This is a genomic window from Priestia endophytica, assembly GCF_026790145.1.
Taxonomy (GTDB): Bacteria; Bacillota; Bacilli; order Bacillales; family Bacillaceae_H; genus Bacillus_I; species Bacillus_I endophytica_A.
Genome location: NZ_JALAMS010000015.1, coordinates 242,670 through 260,253 on the forward strand (window position 1 = coordinate 242,670; position 17,584 = coordinate 260,253).

The window sequence follows — 17,584 nt, forward strand, 5'->3', positions numbered from 1 at the left end:
TCTCTATTTTCAATAGAATTCTGTCTTCTATGTTAATAGAAAACGGTATTAAAAAAAGGACAGAGTACTCCCTTTTAAGAAGTACTCTGTCCTTTGACCTGAAAGTTTCCCTTTCCTCACACGAAAAGGTTGCCTCGTTGGTGGCTTGGTTTTAAGCTCTCTCCAGAGTTGCGTCAAACAAAGGTCTTTTTGCCTGAGAGATTCGCTCATTCGCTTGCTCCTTCGGCGCTACAACATAATAGTCTCTCCCTTTGTTTTCATTCGCATCTATATTTTGTTACAGTTTCGGACATACTACATAAAAAAAGAAAAATGAACTCGTTGCAAAATGTTCATGCACTGAAAAATACTTATTAAACAATTCTTGAATACAAATTTATCCTACCATTAAACTTTATGAAAATTCAATAAAAATTTGCAGAAGAGGTGCAAAAATATGAATGTTCCGATTTCATTTGATCATGAATGGCAAGATTCGTTTCTAAAATCATTCGAAGAAGACGGCCCTTGGGCAAATTACGACATTTATCAGCTTGCCTATAAAGTTGCCCAAAGAACAGCGGTTCCTTCTTTTCACGACCTTCAAGCTCCGAGCTATTTGGCCGACTTAACTCCTCTTCCACATCAACTTGAAGTTGCTAAAAAAGTAGTAACAGAGATGAACGGGAAAGCTATATTAGCTGATGAAGTTGGACTTGGTAAGACAATTGAAGCAGGACTTATTTTAAAAGAATATATGATTCGAGGTCTTGTAAAAAAAGTACTCATTCTCGTCCCTGCTTCCCTTGTATCTCAGTGGACGATAGAACTTAATCAAAAGTTCCATATTCCAGCAGTTGCACAGCGCAAATCTTATGTGTGGGAGCAATGCGATGTTGTTGTTTCTTCTATTGATACAGCAAAACGCATGCCGCACAGAGACATTATTTTAGAACAAAATTATGATTTTATTATTATTGATGAAGCTCACAAATTAAAAAATCATAAAACTAAAAACTATCAATTTGTACAAGAGCTAAAAAAGAAGTTTTGTCTTCTTTTAACAGCTACACCTGTGCAAAATAAAATTGAAGAAATCTTTAATCTTGTTTCTCTTTTAAAGCCTGGTCATCTCGGAAATCAAGCATATTTTGAAGAGTTGTTTTCAGCGAAAAACCGCAAGCTAGAAAACGATGAACATTTGCGCGAACTTATTAATAAAGTCATGATTCGCAACAGAAGACAAGATACTGGAATCGAATGGACAAGTCGGAAAGTCGAAACCATTCCGATTCAGTTTTCTAAGGAGGAGCGTGCGCTATATGACGCTATTGGATCGTTTAAAGAACACGATAGCCCATCAAGTGCTTTTGCTCTTTTAACACTACAACGCGAAGCATGCAGCAGCAAAGAAGCTGTATATATGACACTTAAAGGAATGCTTGATAAAGAAAGTGAAGAGTATACCCCTCCATACACTTTAATTGAGACGCTCATGGACAGGATTGGAAACATCGGAAAAACTGGGCGAAATTCAAAAGCAGAAAAAATGGTAGAACTCATTAAGAAAATTGATGACAAAGTTATTGTTTTCACTGAATACAGGGCAACACAAATGTATTTGCAGTGGCTCTTGCAGCAGCATGGTATTTCTTCGGTTCCATTCCGCGGGGGCTTTAAACGCGGAAAAAAAGATTGGATGAAACAGCTTTTCCAAAACAATGTTCAAGTTCTTATTGCTACAGAAGCAGGTGGAGAAGGAATCAACTTGCAATTCTGTCATCATATTATTAACTATGATCTTCCGTGGAATCCAATGCGCCTTGAACAGCGAATCGGAAGGATTCACCGCCTTGGGCAGGAAAAAGATGTCCATATTTATAATTTTGCAACGTCTGGAACAATTGAAGAGCATATCCTAAAGCTTTTATATGAAAAAATCCGCTTGTTTGAACGCGTAATTGGCAATTTAGACGATATTCTTACACAGCTTGAAATGAAAGACTTTGAAGAATATGTGAACGATGTTTTCCTTCATTCTCGTTCTGAGGGAGAAATGAAACTTAAAATGGAACATTTGTCTTCTATTATTGATGATATGAACGATGGAGAGGAGAATGCAGCAAATGCAGCAACATGACATCCACCAGTTCTTGAAAGGATATTTTCAATCAACAGAGTGCTCAATTCTTGAAGAAGGAAACGGTTATCTAACTGTTCAACTTACAATTGATCAAGACAAAGAGCTTATGAATCGCCCTTTTTACTGGCACTATTTAGAAAAAGTTGGCGGGGAGCCAAATCCCGCCTCTTTAACATTTATTACAAATGAACAGCGTGCACCACAAGACATTAAAGGAGAGAAAGTTCATTTCGGTTCTCCCCGCCTTCATCAAATTTTCCAAGCAACAAGAAGGTTTGGCTCAGCAATCAGGCTTTATGAAGCTAATGTAGCACGTTCAACTCATAATACTGCTTTGCATCCTTGGCTTAATATGAACGTTATGGTGTCGTATCAGTGTGATCATAAAAGAGATTATCTTTTATCTCTTGGAATCCACTTAATTACAGGAAATATTATTGAAGATTTTCACGAACTTTTAAAAGGGCAAGCACTAACGCCTAAAATTCCAGACTTTACGTTTACCCTTTCTCCTATTATTAAACCAAAAAGCGGATTCAATCGCCTTCATCAATATATTGAAAAACATATATATGAGGATGACCACAGCTGGGCGGAAGAAGCAAAAGAAAGATGGAAACAGGATCTTGATCTTCTTAATCATTTCTACGAAGACATTGAGGAAAAGCCATCAACGTATGATATTGAAAAGAAGGCGCTTCAAGACCAATATGAACCAAGAATCTCTGTCAACGTCGTTAACGGAGGAATCTTTTATTTACAGGAAGGAACAGTTCGTACCCTTTTACAACGAAAAATGGCTTGAAAACAACAAGGAGGATTTTGATGAAACTTTTTATTAAAACAATTGTTGCATTTTTTTCATTAAGCCTTATTACCGTGCCGTTTTTGTACGGTCATGCCGAAACATCTTCACATATAACTCAATCAGCTGATCACGCAAAATGGGGCCGCCTCGCTGTTAAACAGACACAAATGAGGTATCCTGTTGCTCAAATTAAAGATTATGCATATCTTGGCAGAGGAAAAGAAAAAAATCTTGAAACACAGCGCTTTAAACTTTGGCTTCAGCAAGGAGAGAAAAAGTTTACTGTGTTCATTACAATCAAAGTTGATCCGAAAAACAACACGATGAAGAAAATTCAGTTTGTAGAAAGTTTAAATTAAAAAAGAGGAGCGAATTTGCTCCTCTTTTTAATTAGCCAATAAGAAAAGAATCGGCTTTAGACAAACTGTATTGGTTTATCCAATTCATATAACTTCTGATAGTAAGAAGATGTTTTTAATAATTCATCATGCGTACCTCTCATTTTCACACGTCCATCTTCTAAAAAGATAATTTCGTCCATTTTCTCAATTCCTGTGAGATGATGTGTTACCCATAAAAGTGTTTTGCCTTCTAACGTTTCAAAAATGGTATCTAACAATGCTCTTTCTGTAATAGGGTCAAGACCAACTGTTGGTTCATCAAGCATGACAATAGGCGTTTTTTGAAGAAGAACCCGAGCAAGAGCAATCCGCTGACGTTCACCACCTGAAAAGCGCTGTCCTGTCTCTTCCATTGAGGTTTGATATCCGTCCTGAAGAGAGGAAACAAGATTTTCTAATCTAACTTTTTTCACTACTTCTTTAACTTCTTCTTCTGTTGCGTTCTCGTTTGCAAGTAGCAAATTATTCGCTAAATTTGTGTTAAACAAATATGGATTTTGATTTAAAACTGAAATAAGAGAAGATGTTCCGTCTTTAATAGACGAAGCATTGTATTCATTTAACGTAACAGCTCCCCCTGTTGGAACAAGCAGTCCTTGAATTGATTGTAAAAGCGTAGATTTACCTACTCCACTTCTTCCGATAATAGCAATTTTCTTACCTTGAGGAATGTGCAAATTAATATCTTTTAACACAGCCCCTTCTTGTTCTTCATATTGAAAGGATAGATTTTTCAAGTCAATTGTAATATTCTCTTTTGAACGGTTATACACAACTTGCTCTAAGATATTTTCCCTTGAAGACTCTTGCTTATTTTCCAAGTTTGTAATACGTGTTAGCGATTCTTCATAGCGTGGATATTTCTCAACCGCATTTGAAACAGGGATAATAGCTTCTGATAACGGAATAACAACAAGCACAAAAGCAGCAATATAGACGTTTGCAAGTTCACCATGTGAGAACAAGTTTGATGAGAATATCATCATTGTTACAATCATAGCTGCTACAACAACTTGAGCGATAAACTCCCGGTAGTATTGCCATCTTTTTGTTTTTCGATCAGCCTCATCCACTTTACAACCAATGCGTAGGACTCGCTCTAAAAAAGTGCCTTTCTGACCGCTCATAAGCCAGTCACTAATACCAAGCAAACCGTCTGTCGTATATTGATACATACGATCTTTTTCGTGCTTATATGTTCTATTCACTGATCTCATATGTACAAGAGAGAAAATAGGCATCACGATAATAAGCATAAAAAAATACAAAGCCATTAAAAGAGCAAAAGGAAGACTAAAATAGCCAAGAGCAATAATGCTAATGATATATAGTAAGAGCGCTGAAGCTGTAGGCAAGACTGTCCGTAAATAAAGATCTTGAAGCCCCTCAATATCTTCAGCAAGCACGCCTAGTATTTCTCCTGTTTTCAGCTGTTTGTTTCCTGCAATACGTGGCTCAACAAGATGATAGAGACGAGTTCTCATCTTAGCAAGTACACGTAAAATAAAATCATGACTTACTAGACGCTCCGAATAACGAAAAACGGCGCGCCCCAACCCAAACGTACGAACAAGTACAATCGGTACATAAACAAGCAAAATGTTTTCAGGACGAAGTGAGGATTTACTGATTAAAAACCCAGATGTGAACATAAGGGCTGCTGCTGATCCAATTGACAGCATGCTAAGCAGCATAATCGCAATCATTCGGTATTTATACTTTTGAACATATGGCATAATCCAGCTGCTCTTCTTCACAATGCATCCCCCATTTGTGCCTTTAGTAATCGTTTGTAAGCTCCATTTTTTTCTATAAGCTCTTCGTGTGTGCCAACTTCAACAATTTTGCCGTCTTCCATCACTAAAATAACATCCATTTCTTTCATCCAGTGCAAACGATGTGAAGCAAAGAACATGAGCTTCTCTTGTGAAAGATGTAGTAATACTTCTTTTAAATCATACTCAGTTTCAATATCAAGCTGTGCTGTTGGTTCATCAAATAATAGGACGGAGCGCTCACTCAAGAAAGCCCTTGCTAATGCAATGCGCTGTGCTTGACCACCGCTTAGCGTACGCCCTCCATCACCGATGATTTCATCTTCACGATGTGGCAGACGTGCTACCATACTTCCTAATCCAGCTTGGCGGATAGCTAACCTTACTCTTTCATCACTCGCATCAGGCTGATAAAACCGAATGTTTTCTTTAATAGAACCTGTAAAAATAAAGGGATGCTGAGGAATATAAACAGTTTGTTCTTGCCATGCTTCTGAAGTAAGCTGAACGTCCTCTTCATCAATGCGAACAACGCCTTCATTAACAGGTAGAAAACCGCTTAACGCGTCAATTAGCGTAGACTTTCCAGCTCCGCTCATTCCCATAATTCCTACCTTTTGATTTCCCTTTATCTGAAAAGAAAGGTTATGCAGCGTATTTTCTTCTTTTCCTTCATGATGAATACTGACATGTTGAAAAGTAATTGTGCTTTCCTTTGTAAAACGAGGTGCTGTTCCTGAAACGGTTACTTCCTCACCTTTTTTAATCACGGCTAGTATTTCTTCTCCTGCTTCTTTTCCATCTAATGTTGCATGATAGTCATTCCCAACTTCTCGGATAGGAAGAAAGTATTCTGGTGAAAGTAGCAGCACAAGAAGAGCCGGCTCTAATGTAAGCGTACCGTCGATAAGACGCAAACCTAACATAACCGCCACAATAGCAATGGATAGCTGTGTAAATAAATCAAGGGCAAACGTTGATAAAAAGGCAATACGAAGCGTACCCATTGTTGACTTTCGATACTGATCACTAACTTTTTCAATTGTTTCCCCATGCTCTTTACTTCTACCTAAAAATTTCAGTGTACGAAGACCGCGCAACGAATCAACAAAGTGGTTTGAAAGCAAACGATAGGATGCCCACTGTGCGTCAATTTTCTTTTGTGCGGCAAGTCCAAGTAAAATCATAAAGATAATTAAAATAGGCATTGTAATCAATAAAATCAGAGCAGAAAGATGGTCATAAAACCAAATATAAATAAGCACAAGCCATGGTGTAATCCCGATAGCAACAAGCTTCGGAATAAAAAGCTCAAGATAATCACGTAATTTTCCTAATCCTTCGATTAAAAATGTTACAAGATGTCCCGTACCTTCTCTTTTTGTATAGCGTGGTCCAAGCTTAAAAATACTTTGAAGGAGCGCTGAGCGTAATTCGGTAACAGTCGCTTCCCCAAACTTATAAAGTATTTTTTTAATTAACAATGAACATAGATGTCTAGCAAGAAAGGCTACTATAAAGTAGCCTATTGTTTCTATTTGTGATGTTAAGCTTTTTCCATTAAAAAATGAGGTAATGGCTTCTGCTAGCCATTTTGCTTGAAAAATAATGGCTATAGTTTGAAGAAGCACCCCGAGAGATACGAGCGCTAATACTCTTTTGATGCCTTTATAGGCCATTAAGTTTCTTCCCATTAGTATTCCATATGCTCCTTATGGTTACTACGTTTACGGAAAACGTAGTAACTCCAAATTTGATATCCTAAAACGAACGGTAACAATGTGAGGCCAAGATATGTGATTACTTTTAATGAATAAGCTCCAGATGCTGCATTATGAATTGTTAAGTTGTAAGCTTCATTAATTGAACTAATCATTACCCGTGGAAATAATCCAATAAACAGCGATCCTGTTACTAACATAATGACAAGACCTGACGAAAAGAATGCCCATCCATCTCGCCCTCTTGTTAGAAAGTAGCCAAGAAATAAGTAAACAACGATTCCTGCTAGAAATAAGTACTCCAATAAGTTTCCATGCACTGTGAACAAATCTGTTTTAAAGAAAGTAGCCACCCCAACTGCAACTAATAAGACAGCATTAATAGGAAGTAGTTTCTTAGCAACTTGGCGACAGCGATCTCTTAAATCATACATAAGACGGATTGTTCCAAATGTAAGGCCGTGCATAAAACAAAGCATTGTTAATGTTATCCCACCAAGTAGCGTATACCAGTTGATAATGTCTGAGAAAGATGCTCTCATCTGCATATCCCCATCAATTGGTACTCCTTGAATAACAGCTGTGAACATTGTGCCAAAAGCAAGTGGAGGAATAATGCTTCCAAAAAGAATTATCCAATCCCACGTTGTTCTCCAAACAGGACTTTCTGCTTTTCCTCTAAATTCAAACGCAACGCCCCGACCAATTAAAGCAAGTAAGATAATCACGAAAACTAGGTAAAAACCACTTAACATTGAAGCATACCAGTTTGGGAATGCCGCGAACATCGCGCCAATCCCTGTGATAAGCCAAACTTCATTAGCATCCCACACAGGACCAATTGAATTAATAAAAGCACGACGCTCTGCGTCTGTTTTCGCTACAAATTTTGTTGACATTCCAACTCCAAAGTCAAATCCTTCTAAGAAGAAGAATCCAACAAACATAAAGGCCACAAGAATAAACCAAAATTCATTAAGAGATAGCATGTTGACCCTCCTTCATAAATGGATCATGATTTTCTTCTATCATCTCTTCCTCATGATGTGGTCCCTTCTTAATCTCCCGCACAAACAAAGTGACCATAACTGCAAATAAAATAACATAGAATGTTGAGAAAGCAATAAGTGAGAACAATACTTGACCCGCTGTTACATTAGCCGAAACAGCATCCTCTGTTTGCATATATCCAAAAACAACCCATGGTTGACGTCCAATTTCGGTCATGATCCAACCTGCTGAGTTCCCTATAAAAGGAAATGAAATAGCTATAATCATCAAGCGAAGATACCATTTGCTTTGAACTAACTTCTTACGAGCGTAGAGATACACTCCTAAAATAGCTAATCCAACGATTGCTCCGCCTAAAATGGCCATAACGCGGAAACTCCAAAATACGGTTTTAACCGGCGGTATGTAGTTTCCTTCTCCGTACATTTTCGTATAGCGTTCTTGCAATTCATTCATACCTGTTACAGAACCTGAAAACTTACCATAAGATAAGTAACTTAATAGGTAAGGAATTTCAACCTCTGACGTATTTTCTTTGTTTGCTGTATCAATATTTGCAATAGCTGTCCATGCTCCTGGGTCTTCACTGTTTTCCCAAAGCCCTTCTGCTGCTGCCATCTTCATTGGCTGTGTTTCTACTAAATATTGAGCTTGTTCATGCCCTGAAAGCGCTAGTCCAATTCCTGATGCTACCCCAACAGCAATTGCTACTTTAAAAGATCTTTGATAAAAATCAACGTGCTTCTTTTTCAAAAAGGCGATTGCACTAATACCTGTAATAAATAGTGCCCCTGTTGCAAATGATCCAAATAGCGTATGAGGGAACTCAACCCAAAGCTGTCCATTTGTCAAAATTGCTGCAAAGTCATGCATTTCAAGACGTCCCCGTTGAAGTACTTCTCCAACTGGATGTTGCATGAAAGAGTTTGCTGACAAAATAAAAAATGCTGAGAACATCGTTCCTAATGAAACGAGCCAAATACAAAGAGCATGGAGCCATTTTGGCAAACGATCCCAACCAAAAATCCATAGTCCTAAAAATGTTGATTCCATAAAAAAGGCAAGCAATGCCTCAATTGCGAGCGGTGCTCCGAACACATCTCCAACAAAGCGAGAGTATTCAGACCAGTTCATTCCAAACTGAAATTCTTGCAAAATACCTGTTACAACACCGACAGCAAAGTTAATTAAAAACAGATGCCCCCAGAACTTTGCCATCTTTTTATATGCTTCATCTTTCTTCACTACATAGATTGTTTCCATAATTGCAATGATGAAAGCTAATCCAATTGATAGTGGTACAAATAGAAAGTGAAATAATGTTGTGGAAGCAAACTGAATGCGTGATAATTCTACTACATCCATAAAGTCCCCCTCTTTCTCTCTAAATTTATCTTTGTGAAACACTGAGCAATCTAATCCATGTCTCTAGTATACTCCCTCATATATATATTTGTTTGTGAAACATTGAACATTCTATGACATAATTGAGACAAAATTGTTAACAAGTTGGTTATATGGGAAAAAAGAACGTCATTGGAATACTTTCATTGGATAAAAAATCAAGATTTTTCCTTTTTGTTTCTTTTTTTAATTCTTTATGGGTGATAATAAATAAAAAAAGCTCCTCGAAAAGGCAACTATCATATCTCTACGAAACAGTAAAATAGCTTTGCTATAATTTTAATCTTTCCTAATTAAAAGATACTTCTCTATAAACTTTTTCATTTCAAAAAAATAGTGCATTAAATATGCACTATTTTATCCACCAATATAAGACATCTCAATTGGCTCTCGCTTATCTTTTAAGTTTGCTCGATCTTCTGAATACCGATCATTACGCTTCTCCCATACAGAAGAAATATATCCCAAAAGCTCTTCATCCGACTTTCCACTTCTTAATTTTTCTCTTAAATCCGTTCCTTTTGAAGCAAACAAACAGGTATAAAGCTGCCCGCTTGCAGATACTCTTGCTCTTGTACAGGAACCACAAAACGTGTCTGAAACAGAGCTAATAAAACCAACTTCTCCTGTTTTATCACTGTACTTATAACGCTTTGCAACTTCTCCAAAATAGGCTTCTTTTACAGGAGTCAGCGAAAAATCGCTCTGAAGTTCTGTTAAAATATCCTTTTTCGTCATTACATCGCTCATATCCCATCCATTTGTTGAGCCAACATCCATATATTCAATGAATCGAAGCGTTACTCCTAATCTCTTAAAATAGCGAGCCATAGGTAGGATTTGATTGTCGTTTACACCTTTTTGGACAACCATATTAATTTTCACATAGAGACCTGCTTCTCTAGCAGCATTAATTCCTTTTAAAACAGGAGAAATTCCAACACCTCTTCCATTCATATAGCGAAATACATCGTCTTCAATGGCATCCAAACTAATGTTAACACGCTGTACACCTGCTCCTCGCAAGTCTTGAGCAAACTTTGGAAGAAACACGCCGTTTGTTGTTACAGCAATATCTTCAATCCTTGTTTTTTCCCCAATTCTTTCTATTAAAAAAGGTAATCCTTTTCTAAGTAATGGCTCTCCACCTGTAATGCGTATTTTCTCCACTCCTAACCGGGAAAACAACACGCTTAAGCGTACGAGCTCATCATCTGTAAGAAGTTCTTCGTTCTGTAAAAACGTATAATTCTCATTAAAAATATGGGCTGGCATACAATAGTGACAGCGAAAATTACATTGATCAATAACAGAAAGGCGCAAATCTCTTAGCGGTCGTTTAAATTGATCTTGTACAGCCATAAGCCGTAATCCCCCTTACATATACATCCGTTCATGTGTGACTCTCTCTATATATAAATTGATAGAATATTCTTACTCATCATGCGTTAAAGTAGTTTTTACTTTAACACACTTAAAAAGGATTGTATATAAAAGCATCCTACAAAGGGTGCAGGATGCTTATTAGGCTATTTATTTTTTTGACGACGCTTCATCATAATTAGCGCATACGGTAAAACACCAAACCAGCGAACTGCAAATGGTTGGCGTTCTTGCTTTTTTTGCTGACGCTGTTTTTTCCGATCGTCTTTTGGCTTATCCATGTATTGAACAATTTCTTGTGTCATAAACTTAACATAATCATTCACTGACACGTTGTCCACCTTCTTTCAGTACGTAGCATGCCCTTTTTTAACGGATTTTAATCATGGAAGAAAGGGATAGAGAATAGAAAATGGTGTAAACTATAATACATATGATTAGTTTTAGCGAAGAAACGCTAATTTTACGCTATTGCTTATCTCTTGTACTTCATCATCTCTTAAGTTTTATTAACGATAAAACTAACTTCATTTTTGATTTCCATAGCCAAGTTTTAAAAAGAAAGGGATGACCCTTCTTGATATTGAATTATTTTATGAGAGTCTACATCCATAACAACCGATACTGTTGCATTTCCGCTATTTTCCCCTTTACACACAAGCTCTACTTTTGCTTCCGTTGCACTTAAAGGAATAATCGTAATTTCGACACTTCCGTTTTTGGTTTCGATCCATGATGTCTCTTCCTTTTTTAATGAATCATTAACATACTTTTTCGCTTCAAATAGACCATGATTAATCAGATATTGAAGCTGATACCTTCCTTTTGTTTCATAAAAACTTCGCGATTCTACAATGTAAAGCGCACTATAATGAGTAAGAAGAAACAGGACAAGAAAAGATAGAAGAAGAGTGATTGGCAACACAAATCCCCTTTCATTTTTCCTCATAGCTGTTCTCCATATAAGGGAATAACAGCTTCGTAAACTTTTCCTTTTAATGACTCAACTGCAATTGTAATGGTTTTGGGAGAATGCACTGAAAAAGAAAGGGACTGGATATTGCGAAGCGCAATCTCATGACCTAATCCATTTACTCTTCGTCTAACGAGATGACCATACTTTTCATATTGCACAACAATATTTTGATCTGAAGGCGATAACTGTAACAATGATTTATAGATGGAAACATCTTCTGCTTCACGAAGTTCAATGGACGTTTGAGCAATAAATGTATCCCACTCTGCTTGTGTAAAAGTATCATAAGAACTTTCCGTTTCAATAACTGATAAGAGAAGTGGAAAAGATGCTAAAAGAATAAGTGAGATGGCAAAGCAAAAGATGGTTTCAAGCAGTGTAAATCCATTTCTTTTCACGGAAACAGCACCTCACAAACCTTTTTTTCTTTCCCATGAAATGTGTACCAAGAAACACATCCTCTCTTACCACCTTGGACATTTTGAAAAGTAAACATGAAGTTTGTTGTAGATGAAGAGTGATGATGAGAATTATATGTTTGATATAGAAGCTCATTATATAATGCGGTTCTTGCCATATATTCACGGTCTAAATTTGCACGCTGTTGTTTTAAATGAATATAAAACGGAAGAATAGAAAGTGTGAGAAGAAGAAAAATTGAAAAAGCGATAACGGCTTCCACCATAACAAAACCTTTTTCATACTTCATTAATATACATCCTGCCTCTCCCAAGTAGAAATACCACTGCATATACTTTCTTTTGAAAAGTAACATGCAGGGTACCAGGTCTACTAATATTTCCAGTTGTAGCAAATGTAATTGGTGGCCTCAGTGTTTTGAAAGAAATGTTAACGTCTTCATGATAAAAAGTTTGAGAAATAACTTTGCCTTGAGCGGTTATTTGATATTTGTGATCTTCAGGGGAAAATTTAATGGCTGTTGGGGTTTGACGATGAATAGCAAGCTGTTGTGCATAGAGAACGTCTTTTTGAAATCTGTCAAAAAAAGCTTGCTCATTATAAGTTTTGATAAGATGGTGAAACGAAAAAACAAAAATGACAATCACAATGTGAAGCATTAATAATACAATAACTGTTTCAAGGAGCGTGAATCCTCTTTCAATCTTTGTGTTCTTATCCTCCACTAACTTCACTTGCTTTTCCGTCAGCATTTATTATAATTTCTGTTCCGTTAGGACATTTGGCTTCCTTCAAATATCCTCCTTCAATAAGTTCATTCATCGTTGGTTTCTTTCCTTTTTCAATTTCATACACTTGGACTTGCGCTTCAACAGTATTAAGAAAGGCCTCACACCCTTTATTTCGGATTGCTTTATTATGGCTAACAATATTCGGAATCATAATAAGAAGTAAAACCGTAATAACTAGCATCACAATAAGCATTTCAATTAAGGTAAATCCTTTTTCATTTCTTATCATGTACTTTTACCTCCTTATAAACTGGACATCGCTTGAAACATAGGAATCATAATCGCCAAATATAAACAAAGAACAGTTAACCCGATTAGAGAAAACAAAAGAGGTTGTACAATGCTCATTATTTTTGTTATTTTCCCTTCTAATTTCTCAATCACAAGTGCACTATAGTCACAAAGCTCCTGTGCTAAGTTACCATTTGACTGGCCGTGCGAAACGATTTGCGACAATTCTAATTCATAATACGAAACTTCTGCAATAATTTCTGGAAGTCGTCTCCCCCTTGTTAGAGCAAGCTCCAATCGTTTTCCTTCTCCTTGAAAAAATGGTGAATGCTTTTGCCTACAAAAGGCTTGTAAACTTTCGTTAATAGACAACCCTCCTTTCAAAAGATTGCCTAAATGAGCTGATAAGGAGTAAGAACAAAAACTTTTATAAAGAGGTCCAAAGATTGGCAAGCGCGCTAAAAATCTTACCCTCTGAGCTGGAGATAATCTTTTTAAATATGCTCTACAGTAAAAGAGGATACCTACCATTATGATGATAAAAGTTAGGAAAAGGAGTGGAAAATGATTTGCTAGAAAAAAGAAGGTAAGAAGGAAAAAAGAAGGTTTCTCATTCATGGAGCTGTAAAGAGAAGAAAATTGAGGAATTAATACAAATGACATTGTCATAAATAAGCCAATTAAGAACAAAAATAATAAAAGGGGATATTGAATAACTTTGCGAATTTTAATAAGCTGCTGCGCTTTTTCATTTGTAAGTCGTCCACTTTCTTTTAAAGCAAAACTAATGTCCCCATGCTGCTCTGCAAAATAAAGGTAAACAAGCGCTTCTTTATTAAGCTCGTAGAACTGGAATGCTTCATGAAGAGGACGCCCTTTTTTCAAAGCTGTTAAGCAACTTCTAATCTCAGTTCCAAGCTTTTTATCTCCTTGAAGTCGAAGAAATTCTAGTGCTTGAGACATCGTATAACCTTTTTCTAATAAACTAGCTAGCCTTGTTAACAGCTGAGCCTGTTCACGCAACGGCTTCTTTTGTTTTGTTTTTTTAATCATATGCTTTCCAGCTTTCCAATACTGAAGGATAAAGGTATCCAAAAGCAACGCCTCGCCAAACCATATCTTTGAGTTTTGGATATGAAGAGACTTTTTGCTTGCCGTTCGCCTCTTGAAGAACTTCCTTTAGTACTTTTCCGTATAGAAATTCGTAGATGCCGGCCTGCCGTTGCTCTCGCATTATTTTGCAGAGCGGCACACACTTTTCCTCACAATACGGACAGCGAATTTGAACAAGTCGCTGTGCTACTACTCCAATAAGTGTTTGATATACTTCCTGATATGGAACTCCAAATTCCAACAACCTGTATATAGCTCCTTTTGTATCTCTCGTATGCATTGTTGTAAGTACTAGGTGCCCTGTCAAAGCAGCGCGCACTGCAATTTTTGCTGTTTCACCATCTCGAATTTCTCCGACCATAATAATATCAGGATCATGCCTTAAAATTGCACGCAGCCCTTTTTCATAGGTGATGCCTGCCCTTTCATTTACTTGAACTTGCAAAACACCATCGTACTGCTTCTCTACGGGATCTTCAAGAGTAATGATATTTCGATTAATGAGGCTTTTCGCTTGCCGGAGGAGTGTATATAACGTAGTCGTTTTGCCCGATCCTGTAGGACCAGTGAAAATTAATAATCCATGGGAATGTTGTAAAAGAGCGAGAAGTTTTCTTGTAGAGTGTGGGAAAAGGGAAAGAAAATGAGTAGATGTCATGTTATCTTGAGGAAGTACACGAATAACGAGACTTTCATCAAAAATAGTCGGTAATGTTGAAAGTCGAAGATATACACGTTGGTTTTCTACTTGCATCATAAGAGAGCCGCTTTGAGGTTTTCTTTTTTCCCCAATATCCATACCTCCTAAAAATTTAAAATGAGCAAGTAACCGTTGAAATACCTCTCTTTTCAAAATTGCATGTTGAAAAAGCTCTTGATCTAGCCTGAGCTGGATGAGAGCATCAAGTTCACGAGGAATAAGGTGAATATCTGATACTCTGTGCAAGCAAGCTTTTTCAACTAAACTTTCAGCAAGCTTTTCAATTGAAGAAAGCAAAATTTCTGTCACACCTTTCTATGAATTTTGTACAAACAGAAATTTCGCCACGTTTTTCAAAATTCCTTCTTTATTTTTAATTTTTCTACAAAAAACTGCTAAGTCATACCTTAGCCAAAAAGATTTCTATGCTGAAAGAATTTTTTTAGATTTCTTTTTCACAAGATTTTTAAGTGCTGATTCATTATAGCCAATTACTAGCTTTTGGCCATCTGTTAAAATTGGTCTTCTTAGCAATCTTGGATGTTCAATCAGCAAATCTACAGCTTCTGATAGTGAAAGTTCTTCAATATTGATATTTAACTTCTTAAATTCTTGACTGCGTTTCGCTAAAATTTCATCAATTCCGTCTGTTGTTAAACGTAAAAGGTTAATAAGCTCCTCATATGTAGGTGTTTCACGAAAGAGATGACGCTCGTTAAAAGGAACTCCTTCCCCTTTTAGCCATTTTTTTGTTTTACGACAAGATGTACAGCTTGGGTATGTGTAGAAACGAATGTTTTCCATTGTAATTCTCTCCCTTTATTATATTTATTCTCTTATCCCTTTGTATAATATTGGCATAATACATAGTTACCTTGTTTTAAGCCTTTTTTAAGGCTGTTTTAAAAGAGTTTTAATTTACTATATTGCATATTCCAAAAATAGGACGAATGAACTATAATGTAGCTATCTTTTGAATTAGGAGGTTGATTTCAATAATGGAGGAAGTATTAAAACTATCGAGCATTCTCGGTGATCCAACACGTTTTAATATCTATAATCACTTAAAAACAACTGAGATGCCTATTACCGCTCAAGAAGTTTCCGAGAAATTTCATATTCACCCCAATGTAGCCAGAAGCCATCTCACAAAACTTGAAGATAGCAATCTCATAATCTCAGAAGCTCATAAAACCGGAAAAGGGGGACGTCCCCGTCTTCTGTATAAGCTTTCTGATCATCTTACCCAGCTTACATTCTCCTATGATGTTTATCAGCTTCTTTCTAATTTACTTCTCTGTACGATATCTACATTTGGAGAAGAAGGAAAAGAAGCTCTTTACAAAACCGCTATTAAAATGGGGATAGCCTATATTAAAGATTATTACCATCAAAATGCTTCTTCTAAACCTATAAAATACGGAAAAGATAAAATTTTTCTTATAAAAGAAGCTGCCGAAAAGATTGGTATGCGCTTGTCTATTCAAGGCTCACCTGATTATAGCTCCATCTCTCTGCATATTTTGCGTTGTCCCTTTCAAACCATTGTTCCTCAAAATGAAGAATTAACGCGCTGTATTCATCGTTCTTTCGTCCAAGGAATGATATATTACTTTTTCAAAAACGCTACTTTTTCAGACTCTAACAAAACAGTTGGTTTAGAAGCAGGTATTTGTACATATAGTGTAGAAAAGCTTTTTTAGTGATTAGCTTAAACCTCATTTACTTTTTCCTAATTTTCACATTATAATAAAAAAGAAAAGGTTTTATAGTGAGCCAAAGGGGAGGGATACGTATGGATCGTATGTATCGAGTTCTTGGCTTTTGGACGGGACTTTTCGCAGTTATGTTCTATCTCGGCCATATGCCAACAACTTCACTGCTGTTTCTAGGTCAAACAGGCTTTTTTGTGCTATTAAGCTATTTAAAACTTTCAGAGCGAATGTACATCTATGTTTTTGGAGCGTATCTAACCGTTTTCTTTGCTGGATTCACATATTGGACGACATTTATGATGACTCCTGGAGGATAATTAGATAGCGCTTCCAAATCAAAAACAAAAAGCAGTGCTATTGTTAGCACTGCTTTTTGTTTACATGAAGCCATTCAAAAATGGGTTGCTGTCCATTTCTCTTTCAATTGTGGTTTCTTCACCATGACCTGATAAAACAAGCATTGTTTCTCCTAGAGTAAGCATTTTTTTATGAATGCTCTCTAGCAGTTCTTCGTGATTTCCACCTGGCAAATCAGTTCTTCCAATGCTGCCAGCAAATAGAACGTCACCTGAGATAACAAAATCATCTTCTTTGAAAACATAAGAGACACTTCCTGGCGTGTGCCCTGGTGTCTCAAGCACAGAAAATGAGAAGTTGCCAATCGTTTTCTCTCCCTCTACATCCCAAAGGTTTGTTGCTTCTTTAGCTGTAACAGGACCTAATGGGAAAGAAGCAGAAGCATTTTTTGATGGATCTCCAAGCCAATCTTTCTCTTTTTTGTGGACATAAACAGGTACGTCAAAGCGGTCTCTTACTTCATCAAGGGCTCCAATATGGTCAAAATGAGCGTGAGTTAATAAAATAGCTTGTGGCTTTAAACCTTTTTCTTTAATAAGTGCCATAATTTTGTGACCTTCTGCACTTGGATCAAAAATTAGACATTCTTTTTTTTCATTTGCTACAACATAGCAGTTCGTTCCAACAGGACCTAGTGATCTTTTGTAATGCTTCAA

Annotated in this window: 20 protein-coding genes and 1 riboswitch; of the genes, 5 read left to right on the forward strand and 15 right to left on the reverse strand. The window is 36.7% G+C overall.

The features are described 5' to 3' along the window. Positions 1-171: 171 nt before the first annotated feature. Positions 172-261, reverse strand: a riboswitch (glycine riboswitch). Between the two features lie 175 nt (positions 262-436). Genes MOC86_RS13215 through MOC86_RS13225 form a run of 3 tightly spaced genes read left to right on the forward strand, consistent with a single transcriptional unit; the run spans position 437 to position 3,289 of the window. Then, positions 437-2,119: a DEAD/DEAH box helicase gene (locus MOC86_RS13215; protein ID WP_268584584.1), complete on the forward strand. Its 1,683-nt coding sequence runs from the start codon at positions 437-439 to the stop codon at positions 2,117-2,119. Then, positions 2,106-2,927 (forward strand): YqhG family protein, encoded by an 822-nt coding sequence (locus MOC86_RS13220; RefSeq protein WP_268584585.1) that lies wholly within the window; start codon positions 2,106-2,108, stop codon positions 2,925-2,927. Before MOC86_RS13215 ends, MOC86_RS13220 begins: the two co-directional genes overlap by 14 nt. Positions 2,928-2,947: 20 nt before the next feature. After that, positions 2,948-3,289, forward strand: coding sequence for a DUF3889 domain-containing protein (locus MOC86_RS13225; protein WP_243517715.1), 342 nt, complete (start codon positions 2,948-2,950; stop codon positions 3,287-3,289). 56 nt (positions 3,290-3,345) lie between these two features. Here MOC86_RS13225 and cydC read toward each other — a convergent pair whose 3' ends face one another. The 14 genes from cydC to MOC86_RS13295 all read right to left on the reverse strand — a co-directional run bounded on the left by cydC (position 3,346) and on the right by MOC86_RS13295 (position 15,660). Further along, the gene (gene cydC / locus MOC86_RS13230) at positions 3,346-5,088 is read right to left on the reverse strand and encodes a thiol reductant ABC exporter subunit CydC (RefSeq protein ID WP_268584586.1); all 1,743 of its coding nucleotides are present in this window, start codon (positions 5,086-5,088) and stop codon (positions 3,346-3,348) included. Next, the gene (cydD, locus tag MOC86_RS13235; RefSeq protein WP_268584587.1) at positions 5,085-6,800 is read right to left on the reverse strand and encodes a thiol reductant ABC exporter subunit CydD; all 1,716 of its coding nucleotides are present in this window, start codon (positions 6,798-6,800) and stop codon (positions 5,085-5,087) included. Before cydD ends, cydC begins: the two co-directional genes overlap by 4 nt. Continuing rightward, positions 6,800-7,816 carry a cytochrome d ubiquinol oxidase subunit II gene (gene cydB, locus MOC86_RS13240; protein WP_268584588.1) on the reverse strand — a complete coding sequence of 339 codons (1,017 nt, stop codon included), beginning with the start codon at positions 7,814-7,816 and terminating at the stop codon, positions 6,800-6,802. The genes cydD and cydB overlap by 1 nt, the downstream gene beginning before the upstream one ends. Beyond that, a complete protein-coding gene (locus MOC86_RS13245; RefSeq protein ID WP_268584589.1) occupies positions 7,803-9,203 on the reverse strand; it encodes a cytochrome ubiquinol oxidase subunit I in 1,401 nt (466 codons plus the stop codon). Before MOC86_RS13245 ends, cydB begins: the two co-directional genes overlap by 14 nt. Positions 9,204-9,599: 396 nt before the next feature. Then, positions 9,600-10,604, reverse strand: a complete 1,005-nt coding sequence (gene moaA / locus MOC86_RS13250; RefSeq protein ID WP_268584590.1) for a GTP 3',8-cyclase MoaA — start codon at positions 10,602-10,604, stop codon at positions 9,600-9,602. 167 nt (positions 10,605-10,771) lie between these two features. Next, positions 10,772-10,957: a YqzE family protein gene (locus MOC86_RS13255; RefSeq protein WP_019391505.1), complete on the reverse strand. Its 186-nt coding sequence runs from the start codon at positions 10,955-10,957 to the stop codon at positions 10,772-10,774. Positions 10,958-11,178: 221 nt separating this feature from the next. After that, the gene (comGG, locus tag MOC86_RS13260; protein ID WP_268584591.1) at positions 11,179-11,574 is read right to left on the reverse strand and encodes a competence type IV pilus minor pilin ComGG; all 396 of its coding nucleotides are present in this window, start codon (positions 11,572-11,574) and stop codon (positions 11,179-11,181) included. Continuing rightward, positions 11,571-11,999 (reverse strand): competence type IV pilus minor pilin ComGF, encoded by a 429-nt coding sequence (comGF, locus tag MOC86_RS13265; protein WP_243517692.1) that lies wholly within the window; start codon positions 11,997-11,999, stop codon positions 11,571-11,573. Before comGF ends, comGG begins: the two co-directional genes overlap by 4 nt. Beyond that, entirely contained in the window at positions 11,996-12,310 is a 315-nt protein-coding gene (locus MOC86_RS13270; RefSeq protein WP_268584592.1) for a type II secretion system protein, read from the reverse strand. The genes comGF and MOC86_RS13270 overlap by 4 nt, the downstream gene beginning before the upstream one ends. Continuing rightward, positions 12,300-12,746 carry a competence type IV pilus minor pilin ComGD gene (gene comGD, locus MOC86_RS13275; RefSeq protein ID WP_268584593.1) on the reverse strand — a complete coding sequence of 149 codons (447 nt, stop codon included), beginning with the start codon at positions 12,744-12,746 and terminating at the stop codon, positions 12,300-12,302. The genes MOC86_RS13270 and comGD overlap by 11 nt, the downstream gene beginning before the upstream one ends. Next, positions 12,736-13,041, reverse strand: coding sequence for a competence type IV pilus major pilin ComGC (comGC, locus tag MOC86_RS13280; RefSeq protein ID WP_268584594.1), 306 nt, complete (start codon positions 13,039-13,041; stop codon positions 12,736-12,738). Before comGC ends, comGD begins: the two co-directional genes overlap by 11 nt. A 14-nt stretch (positions 13,042-13,055) precedes the next feature. Then, positions 13,056-14,096 carry a competence type IV pilus assembly protein ComGB gene (comGB, locus tag MOC86_RS13285; protein WP_268584595.1) on the reverse strand — a complete coding sequence of 347 codons (1,041 nt, stop codon included), beginning with the start codon at positions 14,094-14,096 and terminating at the stop codon, positions 13,056-13,058. Then, complete coding sequence (gene comGA, locus MOC86_RS13290) at positions 14,089-15,153, reverse strand: competence type IV pilus ATPase ComGA (RefSeq protein ID WP_268584596.1); 1,065 nt, start codon at positions 15,151-15,153, stop codon at positions 14,089-14,091. Before comGA ends, comGB begins: the two co-directional genes overlap by 8 nt. Before the next feature lie 126 nt (positions 15,154-15,279). Further along, positions 15,280-15,660 (reverse strand): Spx/MgsR family RNA polymerase-binding regulatory protein, encoded by a 381-nt coding sequence (locus MOC86_RS13295; RefSeq protein ID WP_268584597.1) that lies wholly within the window; start codon positions 15,658-15,660, stop codon positions 15,280-15,282. 194 nt (positions 15,661-15,854) lie between these two features. On the opposite strand from MOC86_RS13295, the gene MOC86_RS13300 reads away from it, so the two are divergent. Together MOC86_RS13300 and MOC86_RS13305 are read left to right on the forward strand one after the other, a co-directional pair. Beyond that, a complete protein-coding gene (locus MOC86_RS13300) occupies positions 15,855-16,559 on the forward strand; it encodes a helix-turn-helix transcriptional regulator (protein ID WP_268584598.1) in 705 nt (234 codons plus the stop codon). 92 nt (positions 16,560-16,651) lie between these two features. Further along, entirely contained in the window at positions 16,652-16,888 is a 237-nt protein-coding gene (locus MOC86_RS13305; RefSeq protein WP_019391495.1) for a DUF2626 domain-containing protein, read from the forward strand. Positions 16,889-16,948: 60 nt separating this feature from the next. On the opposite strand, the gene MOC86_RS13310 is transcribed toward MOC86_RS13305, so the two are convergent. Next, positions 16,949-17,584 (reverse strand): MBL fold metallo-hydrolase, encoded by a 636-nt coding sequence (locus MOC86_RS13310; protein ID WP_375754201.1) that lies wholly within the window; start codon positions 17,582-17,584, stop codon positions 16,949-16,951.